We start from the raw sequence: 14983 nt of genomic DNA on the forward strand, positions 1-14983 counted from the left end.
AGTAAGTCAGGCGACATTGACGCGCTGACCGGGCGGGGCTGCTTCCAGCCACGCGAGAAAACCGGTCAGCGCGTCTTCGCTCATCGCCAGTTCGAGACGCGTACCCCTGTGCAGACAGGCGAGGATGATCGCGTCGGAGAGCAGCGCCATCTCCTCCTCGCCCTCCGGGGCACGCCGTCCGGCCACCTCGATCGCCGAGCGTTCCAGGACGCGGCGCGGGCGGGGGGCGTAGGAGAAGACGCGATACCACTCGATGCGGTCGCTGTTGTAGCGGGCGACGCCGTAGCCCCAGCCCTTGCCGTTGGTGTCGGGTTTCTCGGGGACGTCCCAGCGCAGGCTGCAGTCGAAGGTTCCGCCGGAACGCTGGATCAGCCGACGGCGGAGGCCGAAGACGAACAGCCCGATCACCACGAACGCGACTACCAACCCGCACACAGTCAGAGCGAGGACCATCGACACCGACCTCCTCGTCTCCTAGGTAAAGCAGGTAATGAAACGGAAAAAAGCACCCGCATCGCCTCAGCCGCGACCCGGTCCGGAGCAAGCTCCGGTCCTGGCCGCGGCTGAGTCACTTCTTGTCGCGCGCTGGTTTCAGCTCGTCGACACCGCTCGCAGACGGACGTCCGCGCGACGCTCGGCGGAAGCGTCGCCCTCCGCCTTCGCGCGCTCGAGCTCGCGCTCCACGCGCTGGACGTCGATCTCGTCCGACAGCTCGGCGATCTCGGCCAGCAGCGAGAGCTTGTTGTCCGCGAACGAGATGAAACCGCCGTGCACCGCTGCGACGACCGTTCCACCATCACTCGTACGGATGGTCACCGGGCCCGACTCCAGCACACCGAGCAGCGGCTGGTGACCGGGCATGACGCCGATGTCGCCGGACGTGGTACGCGCGACGACCAGGGTGGCCTCGCCGGACCAGACACTGCGGTCCGCGGCGACGAGCTCGACATGCAGCTCAGCAGCCAAGGTGGGCTCCTCGGGTCACCACCCGGCTTTGCCGCCGGGTGTTGGGTCAAAGTCTAGTAGGCGTACATGAGGGGACGGGACGCACCCCGCGAGGTGCGACCCCGCCCCCTCACCAAGAAGCAGTACTCGGTTAAGAGACCGTTCAGGAGACGCCGAGCTCCTTGGCGTTCTTCTTGAGGTCCTCAATGCCACCGCAGAGGAAGAACGCCTGCTCCGGGAAGTGGTCGTACTCGCCGTCGATGATCGCGTTGAAGGCCGTGATCGACTCCTCCAGCGGTACGTCCGAACCGTCGACGCCGGTGAACTGCTTGGCGACGTGGGTGTTCTGGGACAGGAAGCGCTCCACGCGACGGGCGCGGTGGACGGTGAGCTTGTCCTCCTCGCCCAGCTCGTCGATACCGAGGATCGCGATGATGTCCTGAAGGTCCTTGTACTTCTGCAGAACCGACTTGACGCGCATCGCGGCCGCGTAGTGGTCCGCCGCGATGTAGCGGGGGTCCAGGATGCGGGACGTGGAGTCCAGCGGGTCCACGGCCGGGTAGATGCCCTTCTCGGAGATCGGACGGGAGAGAACCGTCGTCGCGTCGAGGTGGGCGAAGGTGGTGGCCGGGGCCGGGTCGGTCAGGTCGTCCGCGGGGACGTAGATCGCCTGCATCGAGGTGATCGAGTGACCACGGGTCGAGGTGATGCGCTCCTGGAGGAGACCCATCTCGTCGGCCAGGTTCGGCTGGTAACCCACCGCGGAGGGCATACGGCCGAGCAGGGTCGAGACCTCGGAACCGGCCTGCGTGAAGCGGAAGATGTTGTCGATGAAGAACAGCACGTCCTGCTTCTGCACATCGCGGAAGTACTCCGCCATGGTCAGACCGGCAAGGGCGACACGGAGACGGGTGCCCGGGGGCTCGTCCATCTGACCGAAGACAAGCGCCGTCTTGTCGATGACGCCGGACTCGGACATCTCCTCGATGAGGTCGTTGCCCTCACGGGTGCGCTCGCCGACACCGGCGAACACGGAGACACCGTCGTGGTTGTTGGCGACGCGGTAGATCATCTCCTGGATGAGCACCGTCTTGCCGACACCGGCACCGCCGAACAGACCGATCTTTCCACCCTTGACGTACGGGGTGAGAAGGTCGATGACCTTGACGCCGGTCTCGAACATCTCGGTCTTCGACTCGAGCTCGTCGAAGCGCGGGGCCTTGCGGTGGATGGTCCAGCGCTCGCCCGTGTACTTCTCGTCGGAGTTCAGCACCTCGCCGAGGGTGTTGAACACCTTGCCCTTGGTGAAGTCGCCGACCGGGACGGAGATGCCCGTGCCCGTGTCGGTGACCGCGGCCTGGCGGACCAGGCCGTCGGTGGGCTGCATGGAGATGGTGCGGACCAGGCCGTCACCCAGGTGCTGGGCGACCTCCAGGGTCAGGATCTTCTTCTCGCCGGCGTTGGCCGGGTCGGCCACCTCGACGTGAAGGGCGTTGTAGATCTCCGGCATCGCGTCGACGGGGAATTCCACGTCGACGACCGGGCCGATGACCCGGGCGACGCGGCCCGTGGCAACGGCCGTCTCAACTGTCGTCGTCATTACTTGTCACTCCCCGCGGTCGCGTCGGCCAGGGCTGCGGAGCCACCGACGATCTCGCTGATTTCCTGGGTGATTTCGGCCTGGCGGGCCGCGTTGGCAAGACGGGAGAGCGTGGTGATCAGGTCTCCCGCGTTGTCGGTCGCCGACTTCATCGCGCGGCGGGTGGCGGCGTGCTTGGAGGCAGCCGACTGGAGCAGCGCGTTGTAGATACGGCTCTCGACGTACCGCGGCAGCAGGGCGTCAAGGACGTCCTCGGCCGACGGCTCGAACTCGTACAGCGGAAGGATCTCGCCCTTGGGCGCCTCCTCCGCAACCTCTTCGAGGCGCAGCGGCAGCAGTCGGCTGTCGACCGCGTTCTGCGTCATCATCGAGACGAACTCGGTGTAGACGATGTGGAGTTCGTCCACGCCGCCGTCCGCCGTCTCCTTCTCGATGGCCTCGATCAGCGGACCCGCGACCTTCTTCGCGTCCGCGTAGGTGGGCTCGTCGGTGAAGCCCGACCACGATTCCACGACCTTGCGCTCGCGGAAGTTGTAGTGGGCCAGACCACGGCGGCCGACGATGTACGTGTCGACCTCCTTGCCCTCCGCCTCAAGGCGCGCCGTCAGCAGCTCGGCGGCCTTGATGGCGTTGGAGTTGAAGGCGCCGGCCAGTCCGCGGTCGCTCGTGAGGAGCAGCACCGCGGAGCGGGTCGCCGTCTCCGCCTCCGTGGTCAGCGGGTGCTTGGTGTTCGAGCCGGTGCCGACCGCCGTGACCGCGCGGATGAGCTCGGTCGCGTACGGTGCGGAGGCCGCCACCTTGCGCTGCGCCTTGACGACACGCGAGGCGGCGATCATCTCCATCGCCTTGGTGATCTTCTTGGTCGCGGTGACGGACTTGATACGACGCTTGTAGACCCGGAGCTGGGCTCCCATGAGTCAGGTCCCTTCCGTCGTCACTTGGCCGCGGCGGCCGGAGCGTCTTCGCCGAGAAGCTTGCCGTCCGAGGTCTCGAACTGCTTCTTGAACTCCGCGATGGCGTCGGCGATGGCCGTCAGAGTGTCGTCCGACATCTTCGCGCCCTCCTTGATGGAGGTCATGAGGCCCTGCTCCTTGCGGTGCAGGTACTCCAGGAGCTCCGTCTCGAAGCGGCGGATGTCGGAGACCGGGACCTCGTCCATCTTGCCGGTGGTGGCGGCCCAGACGGAGACGACCTGGTCCTCGGTGGCCATCGGCTGGTACTGAGGCTGCTTGAGCAGCTCGACCAGGCGCTGACCGCGCTCCAACTGCGCCTTCGACGCCGCGTCCAGGTCGGAACCGAAGGCGGCGAACGCCTCCAGCTCGCGGTACTGGGCGAGGTCGAGACGGAGCCGGCCGGACACCTGGCGCATCGCCTTGTGCTGGGCGGAGCCACCGACGCGGGAGACCGAGATACCGACGTTCAGCGCGGGGCGCTGACCGGCGTTGAACAGGTCCGACTCCAGGAAGCACTGGCCGTCGGTGATGGAGATGACGTTGGTCGGGATGAACGCCGACACGTCGTTCGCCTTGGTCTCGACGATCGGCAGACCGGTCATCGAACCGGCGCCCAGCTCGTCGGAGAGCTTCGCGCAGCGCTCAAGGAGACGGGAGTGCAGGTAGAAGACGTCACCGGGGTAGGCCTCGCGCCCCGGCGGACGGCGGAGCAGCAGGGACACGGCGCGGTAGGCGTCGGCCTGCTTCGAGAGGTCGTCGAAGATGATGAGGACGTGCTTGCCCTCGTACATCCACTGCTGGCCGATGGCCGAACCGGTGTACGGCGCAAGGTACTTGAAGCCGGCCGGGTCGGACGCCGGGGCGGCGACGATGGTCGTGTACTCCAGCGCGCCGGCCTCTTCGAGGGCGCCACGCACGGAGGCGATGGTCGAACCCTTCTGACCGATGGCGACGTAGATGCAGCGGACCTGCTTCTTGGTGTCGCCCGAGCGCCAGTTGTCGCGCTGGTTGATGATCGTGTCGACGGCCAGCGCGGTCTTGCCGGTCTGACGGTCACCGATGACCAGCTGACGCTGGCCACGGCCGATCGGGGTCATCGCGTCGACGGCCTTGTAGCCCGTCTCCATCGGCTCGTGCACCGACTTGCGGATCATGACGCCCGGAGCCTGCAGCTCAAGGGCGCGGCGTCCGCTGGTCTCGATCTCGCCGAGGCCGTCGATCGGGTTGCCGAGCGGGTCGACGACGCGGCCGAGGTAGCCCTCGCCCACGGCGACGGACAGCACCTCACCGGTGCGCTGCACCGGCTGGCCCTCCTCGATACCGCTGAACTCGCCGAGGACGACCGCACCGATCTCGCGCTCTTCCAGGTTCAGCGCGAGGCCGAGGGTTCCGTCCTCGAACTTCAGCAGTTCGTTCGCCATCGCCGAGGGAAGGCCCTCGATCTTGGCAATACCGTCGCCGGCGACGGTGACCGTACCGACCTCCTCGCGCGAGGCCGCGTCCGGCTTGTACGACTGGACGAAGTTCTCCAGCGCGTCCCGGATCTCCTCCGGCCGGATCGTGAGCTCCGCCATCTGGGTTCCCTGCTCTCCTTGTTGGGCCCGAAGTTTCACTTGGGGGGATGGGGACTCCCCCCTGTAAAGAGGTGAATCCTCTGCACGGCCCAACGAGGGCCGTAGGTACGTACTGCGTATGAAGTTGGGGTCAGCCGGCCATGCGGCGGCTGGCGTCCGCGAGACGGTCCGCGATCGAACCGTTGATGATCTCGTCGCCGACCTGCACCTGGATCCCGCCGAGGACCTCGGGGTCCACGTCGAGGTTGAGGTGCATCTGACGGCCGTAGAGCTTCGCCAGAGCGGCGCCGAGGCGCTGCTTCTGTCCGTCGCTCAGCGGAACCGCGGAGGTGACGACGGCGACCATGCGCTCGCGACGCTCGGCGGCGAGCCTGGACAGGGACTCGAGTCCCGCTTCCAGGCTACGTCCACGAGGTGCGGTCACAAGGCGCGTCACCAGACGTTCGGTCGTCACGTCCGCCCGGCCGCCGAGCAGGCTGCGCAGCAGCTCGCTCTTGGCCGCGGTCGTCGCGGCGCGGTCGGTCAGCGCGGCGCGCAGCTCGGTGTTCGAAGAGACGATCCGGCCGAAGCGGAACAGCTCGTCCTCGACGTTGTCGAGGCGGCCGGCCTGCTGCGCCGACGTGAGGTCGGCGAGGCTTGCCAGCTCTTCGAGGGCGTCCACGAGGTCGCGCGACTGCGACCAGCGCGAGCGCACCAGACCGGCCACCAGATCGGCGGTCGACCCGCTGACCTGGCTGCCGAACAGGCGTCCGGCCAGCTCGGCCTTGGCCTCTCCGGGCTGCGACGGGTCGGTCAGGACCCGTCGCAGCGACACCTCGCGGTGGAGCAGCGCGGTGACCGCGGCCAGCTCGTCCGCGAGCTGCGCCGCGTCCACGGACGTGTTGTCCGTCAGCGCGTCGAGACGCTCACGTGCGGCTGCGGTTGCCTCGCGGCTCGCTCCGTGCGCTGTCATCGAGCCGCCTCGGCCTTCTCCTCGAGCTCGTCGAGGAAGCGGTCGATGGTGCGGCTCTGCCGGGCGTGGTCCTCCAGGGACTCGCCGACGAGCTTGCCGGCCAGGGCGGTGGCCAGCTGGCCGACGTCCTGACGCAGCGCCTGCGCCGCGGCCTTGCGGTCCGCCTCGATCTGCGTGTGACCGGCGGCGATGATTTCCTCACGCTGCCGCTGGCCTTCCGCGCGCATCTCGGCGATGAGCGTGGCGCCCTGCTCCTGCGCCTCCTGGCGCAGTCGCGCGGCCTCGTGCCGGGCTTCGGCGAGCTGATCCTTGTACTGCTGGAGCACGCTCTGGGCCTCGGTCTGAGCGGCCTCGGCCTTCTCGATACCGCCCTCGATGGCCTCGCGACGCTGCTCCAGAACCTTGTTGATGTTCGGGAGAAGCTTCTTGGCGAGGAAGCCGAAGACGATGACGAAGGCGATCAGGCCGATGACAAGCTCGGGAATCGGCGGGACGAGGGGGTTTTCCAACTCCTCGGCCGCGACAGTGAGCAGCTGGCTCATATCAGTGCCTTTCGTCTAGTGGGCTGTCGTGGATCCGACGATCAGACGCCGTAGACGAACGGCATGACCAGACCGATGAGGGCGAGCGCCTCACAGAAGGCGAAGCCGAGGATCTGGTTGGCGCGGATCAGACCGGCAGCCTCGGGCTGACGGGCGAGGGCCTGGGTGCCGTTGCCGAAGATGATGCCGACGCCGACGCCAGGGCCGATGGCGGCGAGGCCGTAGCCGATGGAGCCGAGGGAGCCGGAGACAGCGGCGAGGGTCTCAGTGGCAGCCATGCTGATTCTTCCTTCTCTGTACGGACCGGCGGAGGTTGGCCACCGGACGCTTTGGGGGTTTTACAGGGGGGTTGCTCAGTGGTGCTCGGCGAGCGCGCCCTGGATGAAGGTGCAGGTCAGAAGCACGAAGACATAGGCCTGCAGGGCCTGGATGAACAGCTCGAACGCCGTCATGACAAGCACCATGACGAACGAGACGCCCGCGTAGGCGATCCCGATGCCGTTGAGCAGGTACCAGCTGGCGATCGTGAACAGCAGCAGCAGGGTGTGACCCGCGAACATGTTCGCGAACAGTCGTACCGCATGCGTGAACGGCCGGACGATCAGGTTCGAAAGCAGCTCGATGCCCATCGCCAGCGGAAGAACCGGGCCCAGCGACTTGTCGTAGCCGGAGAAGTTCTTGAACGCGCCGACGAATCCGTGTCGCTTGAAGGTCAGCGAGACCCACAGGATGTAGACGATCCCGGCAAGTACCGCGGGGTACGCGATGATCGACGTCACCGGGAACTGGGCGACCGGAACGATCGACCAGAGGTTCATCATCCAGATGAAGAAGAAGAGCGAGACGACCAGGGGTACGTACTTCTCGCCTTCCTTCTTGCCGATCGTTTCGTAGACGACACCGCGGCGGATGAAGTCGTAGCCCGACTCGGCGACCATCTGCAGCTTGCCCGGAACGACCTGCGGCTTACGGAAGGCGGCCCAGAAGAAGCCGACGACGATCACCGAGCCGAGCAGCGCCAGCAGCATCGTCTTGTTGAAATAGACGCTGCTGTCCGCATCGCCCACGAGGGGCTCGAACAGGAACGAGTGCAGGCCGGGAGCGGGGAAGCCACAGCCATCGAAGATGTGACAGTCGGTCTCAAAGGCGAGCACCTGCGTCGGGTCAGCACTCACCGCGGGCTCCTTCAGCGTGGCGCATAGGTACGGCAACCTCGTTGTGTCGGCGCGGCGCGCAGCCGCGGTTCGGCACTGGACTGGTGTAACGGATGTGGGGGCGGCTGTGGGGCATCAAGCCTCGCGTTTGAGCAGGCGTCAGCTCAGATGCCCGCGCCCGCGATGCCGCAGTTGGCACCGGACGATAGCAGGGGTTCCTACGCTCGCTTATCCCGGCCCTACCCCTCACGACGAGTGCCCCGTCTTTTCGGGCTTGTCGCCCTTCGAGGACTCGGGTTCGACGTAGAGGATCTTGGCCTTCATGTAGGCACGCGCCTGGGCACCGATCCACGCGAGCGTGGTGGCGACAAGCGTGATCGCGAAGGCTTTGGGGTTGAACAGCGTCGTGTTCTTGAACGCCGCGACAAAGATGAACAGCAGAAGAATCTGTGCCGTATAGAGCATCAGACCCATCGCCTGGAACAAGTGCGGAAGCGATTTGGCAGTGCGCTGCAGAACGTAGAGCCCGATGCCCATGAAGAGGATCACGACCAGCGTCGCGACGACCGCCCCAATTGCTCCCTTGCCACCGGCGACCACACCACTGACGACGGCGGCAATCGCGCCGACGGCAGCTGTGGGCACAGCGGCCTGAAGGAGAATCCGGGCGTCATTGGACGGCATGGCGGCAACTCCGCTTGCTAAGGGGGGCAGGGTGTCGTCATGGACGAGCGTAATCCCGGGCTGAGAGAGAACCTCACGCCAAGGGACCGTCTCTCTCGGGTCCTTCGGCTCCGTCCCGGGTTCTCGTGAACCGTATCACAAACTATTTGATGAGGTCTTTACCTGGTTGGTGTGCTCGCTGTCACACATGAGAGTGAAGGTGCGCGTCTGTGCATTCAGCGAGCCAACTTGTCTGGTATTGGGACAGTTTGCCGAAGCGCGGAGGTGTGAACCTCTTGCAAGATTCTTACTTTGGCGTCAGCGCGACGACTCGGCTTTACGCCGATCCAGGAAGCGCGAACGAGCGCCAAGTGCCGTCGCCCCGTTGACTCCTGAGACTCCGACGGCAACCGGAGTCCGGTGCTCCTGCGCGCCGTCCCCCTCGGCGAGAACGCCTGCCTCGTACGCCACAGCCGGCACAGCCTCCGCCGCCTCCGGAAGGGCGGCTACGACCTTGCTACGGCGATAGCGCGGCGGCACGAAGCTCTCGGCCCAACGCGGGGTACGCGGCGTGAAGCGCGGCAGCAGGAGCAGCACGAGACCGACCGCGCTGAGCCCCATGATCCCGAGCACGATCCACATGGCACCGGAGTTGACCGAGTACGCGAGGGCGCCGAAGGAGATCAGCGCCGACCAGAAGTACATGATCATGACCGCGCGGCTGTGCGAGTGCCCGACCTCCAGGAGGCGGTGGTGCAGGTGCCCGCGGTCGGCGGCGAACGGGGACTGTCCGCGCCAGGTGCGCCGCACGATGGCGAGGACCAGGTCGGCGGCCGGGATCGCGATGATCGTCAGCGGCAGCACCAGCGGGATGAAGACCGGCACCGTCTGGTGCACGGTGTTCCGCTCGGACCCGGAGAACAGGTTCATCACGTCGGGGTCGATCTGCCCGGTGATGGAGATGGCGCCGCCGGCCAGCACGAGCCCGATGAGCATTGAGCCGGAGTCGCCCATGAAGATCCGCGCGGGGTGCATGTTGTGCGGCAGGAAGCCCAGGCACATGCCCATCAGGATCGCCGCGAAAAGCGTGGCGGGGGCGGCGGCCTCGATTCCGTAGCTGTACCAGATGCGGTACGCGTACAGGAAGAACGCGGCGGACGCGATGCACACCACTCCGGCGGCCAGACCGTCCAGGCCGTCCACGAAGTTCACGGCGTTGATGGTGATGACGACCAGGGCGACGGTGAGCAGGGTGCCCTGCCACGAGGTGAGCGCCACCAGGCCGACGCCCGGGATGGGCAGCCACAGGATCGTCAGACCCTGCACGACCATCACACCGGCCGCGATCATCTGGCCGCCCAGCTTGATCAGGGCGTCGATCTCGAACTTGTCGTCCAGGACACCGATCAGCCAGATCAGCGCCGCCCCGGAGAGCAGGGCACGCGGCTCGTTGGAGTTCGCGAAGACGTCGCTGAGGTTCTCCAGGTGGTCCGCGACCAGCAGGCCCGCGCACAGTCCGAAGAACATCGCGATGCCGCCGAGCCGCGGGGTCGGTTCTCGGTGCACGTCGCGCGCGCGGATTTCCGGCATGGCTCCGGCCACGATCGCGAACTTCCGCACCGGCCCTGTCAGCAGATACGTCACCGCGGCCGTCACGCAGAGCGTCAGCAGGTATTCACGCACAGGCTTCCCCACAGGTCTCGCTGGCCATCTGAGCCCCACACCTTATCGATGCACGCATATGGTTGGGGACTTCCGGGTAGCGACGATGGTTGCACGAGTGGCTGTGCACGAGGTTCCGTCTACCCCACATCAGCCGGGATACGGCGGAAAACTGCTGGTCAGCTCCCTGACTTCTTCACGAACCGTCTTCGCGTCCGTCTCGTCCCGCAGCACACTCGCGAAGAGTACGGCCACCCGCGCCATCTCCGCCTCCCCCATCCCCTGCGTGGTCAGCGCCGCCGTCCCCAGCCGCAGCCCACGCGCGTCCCCGTGCGGCAGCGCGCAGGTGTCGAGGACCATCCCGGCGGCGGCGAGACGTCCGCGGGCGGTGCGCCCGTCGACGCCGAGGGGCGTGCTGTCGGCGGTGAGCAGGTGGGTGTCGGTGCCGCCGGTGGTGATCGCGAGCCCTTCCGCGTCCAGCGCCCCGGCGAGCACCCGGGCGTTGGCGACGACCTGATGGGCGTACGCCGTGAAGGCGGGGGTCGCCGCCTCGCCGAACGCGACGGCCTTGGCCGCGATCGTGTGCATCTGAGCGCCGCCCTGGGTGAACGGGAAGACGGCCCGGTCGACGCGCTCGGCCAGCTCGCCGCCGCACAGGATCATGCCGCCGCGCGGGCCCCGGAGCACCTTGTGGGTGGTGGCGCAGACCACGTCGGCGTACGGCACCGGATTGGGCGCCGCTCCCCCGGCGACGAGCCCGATGGGATGGGCGGCGTCGGCGATGAGATAGGCGCCCACTTCGTCGGCGATCTCCCTGAACAGTGCGTAATCGATGTGCCGGGGGTAGGAGATGGATCCGCAGACGATGGCCTTCGGGCGGTGCGTACGGGCCAGCGCGCGCACCTGCTCGTAGTCGATGAGCCCGGTCTCCGCCTCGACGCCGTACCCGACGAAGTCGAACCACCTTCCGGAGAAGTTCGCGGGCGACCCGTGCGTGAGGTGGCCGCCGAAGGGCAGCCCCATCGCCAGGACGGTGTCACCGGGGCGCAGCAGGGCGGCGTACGCGGCGAGGACCGCCGAACTCCCCGAGTGGGACTGCACGTTGGCGTGTTCGGCGCCGAAGAGCGCCTTCGCCCGGTCCACGGCGACCCGTTCGGCGACGTCCACGATCTCGCAGCCGCCGTGGTGGCGGGCGCCCGGATACCCCTCGGCGTACTTGTTGGCCAGCGGCGACCCGAGTGCGGCCAGCACGGCCGGCGAGGTGAAGTTCTCGGCCGCGATGAGCTGCAGCGTCGTCGACTGCCGCTCCAGCTCCCCGATCAGGATCTCGGCGAGCTCCGGGTCCTGCCGACGCAGAACATCCGCTTCCAGCGTTCGTGTGACCGGCATGGTGGACTCCGGACCTCGGCATGGGGGTGCTAAGTCCAATGTAGAACCGGGACCGGTGGGTCGCCCGGTGTCACGTCCGGGTAGGTACGTCCTTGCGCCGGACTCCGTCCGTCCCGGTCGCGGCCGGATCACGTCCGGGTAGGTACGCCCGTCAGCGCCGTCACCACCGGATCCAGCGCCTCATTGATCTCGTCCCCGATCGAGCGGAAGAACGGCAGCGGGGCGCCGTAGGGGTCGAAGACCTCGTCCGCCTCCGCGGTGGGGGCCAGGAGCCACCCGCGTAGAGCCGCCGCGGCCCGTACCAGGGCGCGTGCGCGCTCGACCACTCCCTCCTCCAGGGGTGGGAGCGTCGCGGGGTCTATGGCCCGTACGAGCCGGGTGAACTCCTTCAGGGTGAAGGTGCGCAGGCCCGCCGAGTGGCCCATGGAGATGACCTGGGCGCGGTGGTCGCGGGTGGCGGTGAGGACCAGGTCGGCGCGGATGACGTGGTCGTCGAGGAGTTCACGGCCGACGAAGCCGGAGGGGTCCGCGCCGTAGTCGGTGAGGACCGTGGCGGCGTTGGTCTCCATGGGTGCACCCTCGTGCCCCCAGGTGCCCGCGCTCTCCACGATGAGACCGCCCCACAGGGGGTCGCCGAGCCGGTCCGCGAGGGCATGGCGGGTCAGCCGCTCGGTGATCGGCGAGCGGCACACATTGCCGGTGCTGACGTGGAGGATGCGGAAGGACCCCCTGGGAGAACCGTTGGCCCCCGTGATCCCCGTGCCTATGCCACGCCCCGCGTCAGGGGCTGTCAATTCGCCACCTCGAGGTCGGGTACGACCTTCCGCAGCTCCTCGGCCGACAGTGCCCCCTCGCGCAGCAGCACGGGCACCTTGCCGGTCACGTCGACGATCGAGGAGGGGACGATGCCGGGGGTCGGGCCGCCGTCCAGGTAGACCGAGATGGAGTCGCCGAGCATCTCCTGCGCGGCGTCACAGTCCTCCGGCGAGGGGTGACCCGTGAGGTTGGCGGAGGAGACGGCCATCGGGCCGACCTCGGTGAGCAGTTCGATGGCGACGGGGTGCAGCGGCATGCGTACGGCGACGGTGCCACGGGTGTCCCCCAGGTCCCACTGGAGGGACGGCTGGTGCTTGGCGACGAGGGTGAGCGCACCCGGCCAGAACGCGTCGACCAGCTCCCAGGCCATCTCGGAGAAGTCCGTGACCAGGCCGTGCAGAGTGTTCGGGGAGCCGATGAGGACAGGGGTGGGCATGTTGCGGCCCCGGCCCTTGGCGTCGAGGAGATCGGCGACGGCGTCGGAGGAGAACGCGTCGGCGCCGATGCCGTACACCGTGTCGGTCGGGAGGACGACCAGCTCGCCGCGGCGGACGGCGGACGCGGCTTCGCGCAGACCGGTGGTGCGGTCGGTCGCGTCGTTGGTGTCGTATCGCCGTGCCATTTAGCGGTCCTCCTCGTACACGTACTGCTGCCTGGGGAACTCGATGCGCGTGCTCACGGCATCGCCTTGCGGGCGGTCGCGAACCGCGGCCGGTTGTTGAGGTCCGGGTGGTCGGCCGCGTCGGCCCAGCCCCGCTCCTCGGTGAAGATCCACGGCACCTGCCCGCCCTGGGTGTCGGCGTGCTCGATGACGACGACACCGCCGGGCCGCAGGAGTCGGTGCGCGGTGCGCTCGATGCCACGGATCAGGTCGAGGCCGTCCTCGCCCGAGAACAGGGCGAGTTCGGGATCGTAGTCCCGTGCCTCCGGCTGGACGTACTCCCATTCCGTGAGCGGGATGTACGGCGGATTGGAGACGACCAGGTCGACATGGCCGTCGAGGTCGGGAAAGGCCTCCAGGGCGTCTCCCTGGCGCAGGTCGACCCTGGAGCCCGCGACGTTCTTGCGGGTCCACTGAAGGGCGTCCTCGGACAGCTCCACGGCGTGCACACGGGAGCGCGGGACCTCCTGCGCGAGGGCGAGCGCGATGGCGCCGGAGCCCGTGCACAGGTCGACGATCAGCGGCTCCACGACATCCATGGCGCGTACGGCGTCTATGGCCCAGCCGACGACGGACTCGGTCTCCGGGCGCGGCACGAACACCCCTGGCCCGACCTGGAGTTCCAGATACCGGAAGTAGGCGCGTCCGGTGATGTGCTGGAGCGGCTCGCGCGCCTCGCGGCGCGCGGTCACCTCCCAGTAACGGGCGTCGAAGTCGGTGTCCTTGACGGTGTGCAGCTCGCCCCGCTTCACGCCGTGCACGAAGGCGGCGAGCTCCTCCGCGTCATTACGCGGCGAGGGCACGCCGGCGTCGGCCAGCCGCTGGGTGGCCTGGGCCACTTCCGCGAGCAGCAGGTTCACGCTGGTCCTCCGGGCTGAGCTGTTGTCGTGAAGGTCGGTGGGGCTCTACACAGCTTTGGTGGGGCTCTACACAGCTTTGTTCGACTTACGCGGCGGCGAGCTTCGCGGCCGAGTCCGCGTCGACGCAGGCCTGGATCATCGCGTCCAGGTCGCCGTCGAGGACCTGATCCAAGTTGTACGCCTTGAAGCCGACACGGTGGTCCGAGATGCGATTCTCCGGGAAGTTGTACGTACGGATCTTCTCGGAGCGGTCGACGGTGCGGACCTGGCTGCGGCGGACGTCCGCGGCCTCCCGTTCCGCTTCCTCCTGCGCCGCCGCGAGGAGCCTGGAGCGCAGGATACGCATCGCCTGCTCCTTGTTCTGCAGCTGGCTCTTCTCGTTCTGGCAGGAGGCGACGACTCCGGTGGGAATGTGCGTGATGCGCACCGCGGAGTCGGTGGTGTTGACGGACTGGCCGCCGGGACCCGAGGAGCGGTAGACGTCGATACGCAGGTCGTTGGCGTGGATCTCGACGTCGACCTCCTCGGCCTCGGGCGTGACCAGCACACCGGCGGCGGAGGTGTGGATGCGGCCCTGCGACTCGGTCGACGGCACGCGCTGTACGCGGTGCACCCCGCCCTCGTACTTCAGCCGCGCCCAGACACCCTGGCCGGGCTCGGTCGCGCCGTTGCCGCCCTTGGTCTTCACGGCGACCTGGACGTCCTTGTAGCCGCCGAGCTCGGACTCGGTGGCATCGATGATCTCGGTCTTCCAGCCGACGCGCTCGGCGTAGCGCAGGTACATGCGCAGCAGGTCACCGGCGAAGAGCGCCGACTCGTCGCCACCCGCGCCGGCCTTGATCTCGAGGATGACGTCCTTGTCGTCGCTGGGGTCGCGCGGGACCAGCAGCAGCCGGAGTTTCTCCGTCAGCTCCTCGCGCTGCTTCTCCAGCTCCTTGACCTCGGCGGCGAAGTCCGGGTCGTCGGCGACGAACTCCTTCGCCGTCTCGATGTCGTCCCCGGTCTGCTTCCAGGAGCGGTACGTCGCGACGATCGGGGTCAGCTCCGCGTAGCGCTTGTTGAGCTTGCGCGCGTTGGCCTGGTCGGCGTGGACCGACGGGTCAGCGAGCTTCTTCTCCAGATCGGCGTGCTCGCCGATCAGTTCCTCGACCGCCTCGAACATCTCCGGCTCCAATGGGCTGCCCCCGGCTCCATGATGGGCTCGGGGACGTA

General features: G+C 67.7%; 16 protein-coding genes. All 16 read right to left on the reverse strand.

Annotated features, from left to right (window positions below):
- Window positions 1–6 precede the first annotated feature (6 nt).
- Window positions 7–453 (reverse strand): DUF2550 domain-containing protein, encoded by a 447-nt coding sequence (locus ACFVKT_RS16180; protein WP_384382707.1) that lies wholly within the window; start codon window positions 451–453, stop codon window positions 7–9.
- A gap of 138 nt (window positions 454–591) precedes the next feature.
- Window positions 592–966 carry a F0F1 ATP synthase subunit epsilon gene (locus ACFVKT_RS16185; protein ID WP_385731800.1) on the reverse strand — a complete coding sequence of 125 codons (375 nt, stop codon included), beginning with the start codon at window positions 964–966 and terminating at the stop codon, window positions 592–594.
- 142 nt (window positions 967–1108) lie between these two features.
- Window positions 1109–2545 (reverse strand): F0F1 ATP synthase subunit beta, encoded by a 1437-nt coding sequence (atpD, locus tag ACFVKT_RS16190; protein ID WP_385731802.1) that lies wholly within the window; start codon window positions 2543–2545, stop codon window positions 1109–1111.
- On the reverse strand, window positions 2545–3459 hold the full coding sequence (locus ACFVKT_RS16195) for a F0F1 ATP synthase subunit gamma (protein WP_385731803.1): 915 nt from the start codon (window positions 3457–3459) through the stop codon (window positions 2545–2547). Before ACFVKT_RS16195 ends, atpD begins: the two co-directional genes overlap by 1 nt.
- 20 nt (window positions 3460–3479) lie before the next feature.
- Window positions 3480–5072: a F0F1 ATP synthase subunit alpha gene (gene atpA, locus ACFVKT_RS16200; protein ID WP_385731805.1), complete on the reverse strand. Its 1593-nt coding sequence runs from the start codon at window positions 5070–5072 to the stop codon at window positions 3480–3482.
- 130 nt (window positions 5073–5202) lie between these two features.
- Window positions 5203–6024 carry a F0F1 ATP synthase subunit delta gene (locus ACFVKT_RS16205; protein WP_385731807.1) on the reverse strand — a complete coding sequence of 274 codons (822 nt, stop codon included), beginning with the start codon at window positions 6022–6024 and terminating at the stop codon, window positions 5203–5205.
- Window positions 6021–6566: a F0F1 ATP synthase subunit B gene (locus tag ACFVKT_RS16210; RefSeq protein ID WP_385731809.1), complete on the reverse strand. Its 546-nt coding sequence runs from the start codon at window positions 6564–6566 to the stop codon at window positions 6021–6023. Before ACFVKT_RS16210 ends, ACFVKT_RS16205 begins: the two co-directional genes overlap by 4 nt.
- 41 nt (window positions 6567–6607) lie before the next feature.
- Window positions 6608–6844: a F0F1 ATP synthase subunit C gene (locus ACFVKT_RS16215; protein ID WP_067273352.1), complete on the reverse strand. Its 237-nt coding sequence runs from the start codon at window positions 6842–6844 to the stop codon at window positions 6608–6610.
- Window positions 6845–6919: 75 nt separating this feature from the next.
- Window positions 6920–7756 (reverse strand): F0F1 ATP synthase subunit A, encoded by an 837-nt coding sequence (gene atpB / locus ACFVKT_RS16220; protein ID WP_385732133.1) that lies wholly within the window; start codon window positions 7754–7756, stop codon window positions 6920–6922.
- 210 nt (window positions 7757–7966) lie between these two features.
- Window positions 7967–8404 (reverse strand): hypothetical protein, encoded by a 438-nt coding sequence (locus ACFVKT_RS16225; protein ID WP_365441009.1) that lies wholly within the window; start codon window positions 8402–8404, stop codon window positions 7967–7969.
- A 297-nt stretch (window positions 8405–8701) separates the two neighbouring features.
- Window positions 8702–10066, reverse strand: a complete 1365-nt coding sequence (locus tag ACFVKT_RS16230; RefSeq protein WP_385731812.1) for an MraY family glycosyltransferase — start codon at window positions 10064–10066, stop codon at window positions 8702–8704.
- A gap of 129 nt (window positions 10067–10195) precedes the next feature.
- On the reverse strand, window positions 10196–11434 hold the full coding sequence (gene glyA / locus ACFVKT_RS16235) for a serine hydroxymethyltransferase (RefSeq protein WP_385731815.1): 1239 nt from the start codon (window positions 11432–11434) through the stop codon (window positions 10196–10198).
- Window positions 11435–11562: 128 nt separating this feature from the next.
- A complete protein-coding gene (locus ACFVKT_RS16240) occupies window positions 11563–12228 on the reverse strand; it encodes a protein-tyrosine-phosphatase (RefSeq protein ID WP_326720645.1) in 666 nt (221 codons plus the stop codon).
- Window positions 12225–12872, reverse strand: a complete 648-nt coding sequence (locus ACFVKT_RS16245) for an L-threonylcarbamoyladenylate synthase (protein ID WP_385731817.1) — start codon at window positions 12870–12872, stop codon at window positions 12225–12227. The genes ACFVKT_RS16240 and ACFVKT_RS16245 overlap by 4 nt, the downstream gene beginning before the upstream one ends.
- Window positions 12873–12925: 53 nt before the next feature.
- The gene (gene prmC / locus ACFVKT_RS16250; RefSeq protein WP_384382720.1) at window positions 12926–13771 is read right to left on the reverse strand and encodes a peptide chain release factor N(5)-glutamine methyltransferase; all 846 of its coding nucleotides are present in this window, start codon (window positions 13769–13771) and stop codon (window positions 12926–12928) included.
- A gap of 85 nt (window positions 13772–13856) precedes the next feature.
- Window positions 13857–14933, reverse strand: a complete 1077-nt coding sequence (gene prfA, locus ACFVKT_RS16255; RefSeq protein ID WP_385731819.1) for a peptide chain release factor 1 — start codon at window positions 14931–14933, stop codon at window positions 13857–13859.
- Window positions 14934–14983: the final 50 nt, after the last annotated feature.

Source organism: Streptomyces sp. NPDC127595 (assembly GCF_042671685.1).
GTDB lineage: Bacteria > Actinomycetota > Actinomycetes > Streptomycetales > Streptomycetaceae > Streptomyces.

What these genes read in the sequence shown, in the direction of transcription:
- ACFVKT_RS16210 (WP_385731809.1), bottom strand. Translation starts at nt 6,566, where the DNA reads ATGAGCCAGCTGCTCACTGTCGCGGCCGAGGAGTTGGAAAACCCCCTC.
- prfA (WP_385731819.1), bottom strand. Translation starts at nt 14,933, where the DNA reads ATGTTCGAGGCGGTCGAGGAACTGATCGGCGAGCACGCCGATCTGGAG.
- ACFVKT_RS16225 (WP_365441009.1), bottom strand. Translation starts at nt 8,404, where the DNA reads ATGCCGTCCAATGACGCCCGGATTCTCCTTCAGGCCGCTGTGCCCACA.
- ACFVKT_RS16205 (WP_385731807.1), bottom strand. Translation starts at nt 6,024, where the DNA reads ATGACAGCGCACGGAGCGAGCCGCGAGGCAACCGCAGCCGCACGTGAG.
- ACFVKT_RS16245 (WP_385731817.1), bottom strand. Translation starts at nt 12,872, where the DNA reads ATGGCACGGCGATACGACACCAACGACGCGACCGACCGCACCACCGGT.
- atpA (WP_385731805.1), bottom strand. Translation starts at nt 5,072, where the DNA reads ATGGCGGAGCTCACGATCCGGCCGGAGGAGATCCGGGACGCGCTGGAG.
- ACFVKT_RS16215 (WP_067273352.1), bottom strand. Translation starts at nt 6,844, where the DNA reads ATGGCTGCCACTGAGACCCTCGCCGCTGTCTCCGGCTCCCTCGGCTCC.
- atpD (WP_385731802.1), bottom strand. Translation starts at nt 2,545, where the DNA reads ATGACGACGACAGTTGAGACGGCCGTTGCCACGGGCCGCGTCGCCCGG.
- ACFVKT_RS16180 (WP_384382707.1), bottom strand. Translation starts at nt 453, where the DNA reads ATGGTCCTCGCTCTGACTGTGTGCGGGTTGGTAGTCGCGTTCGTGGTG.
- glyA (WP_385731815.1), bottom strand. Translation starts at nt 11,434, where the DNA reads ATGCCGGTCACACGAACGCTGGAAGCGGATGTTCTGCGTCGGCAGGAC.
- ACFVKT_RS16195 (WP_385731803.1), bottom strand. Translation starts at nt 3,459, where the DNA reads ATGGGAGCCCAGCTCCGGGTCTACAAGCGTCGTATCAAGTCCGTCACC.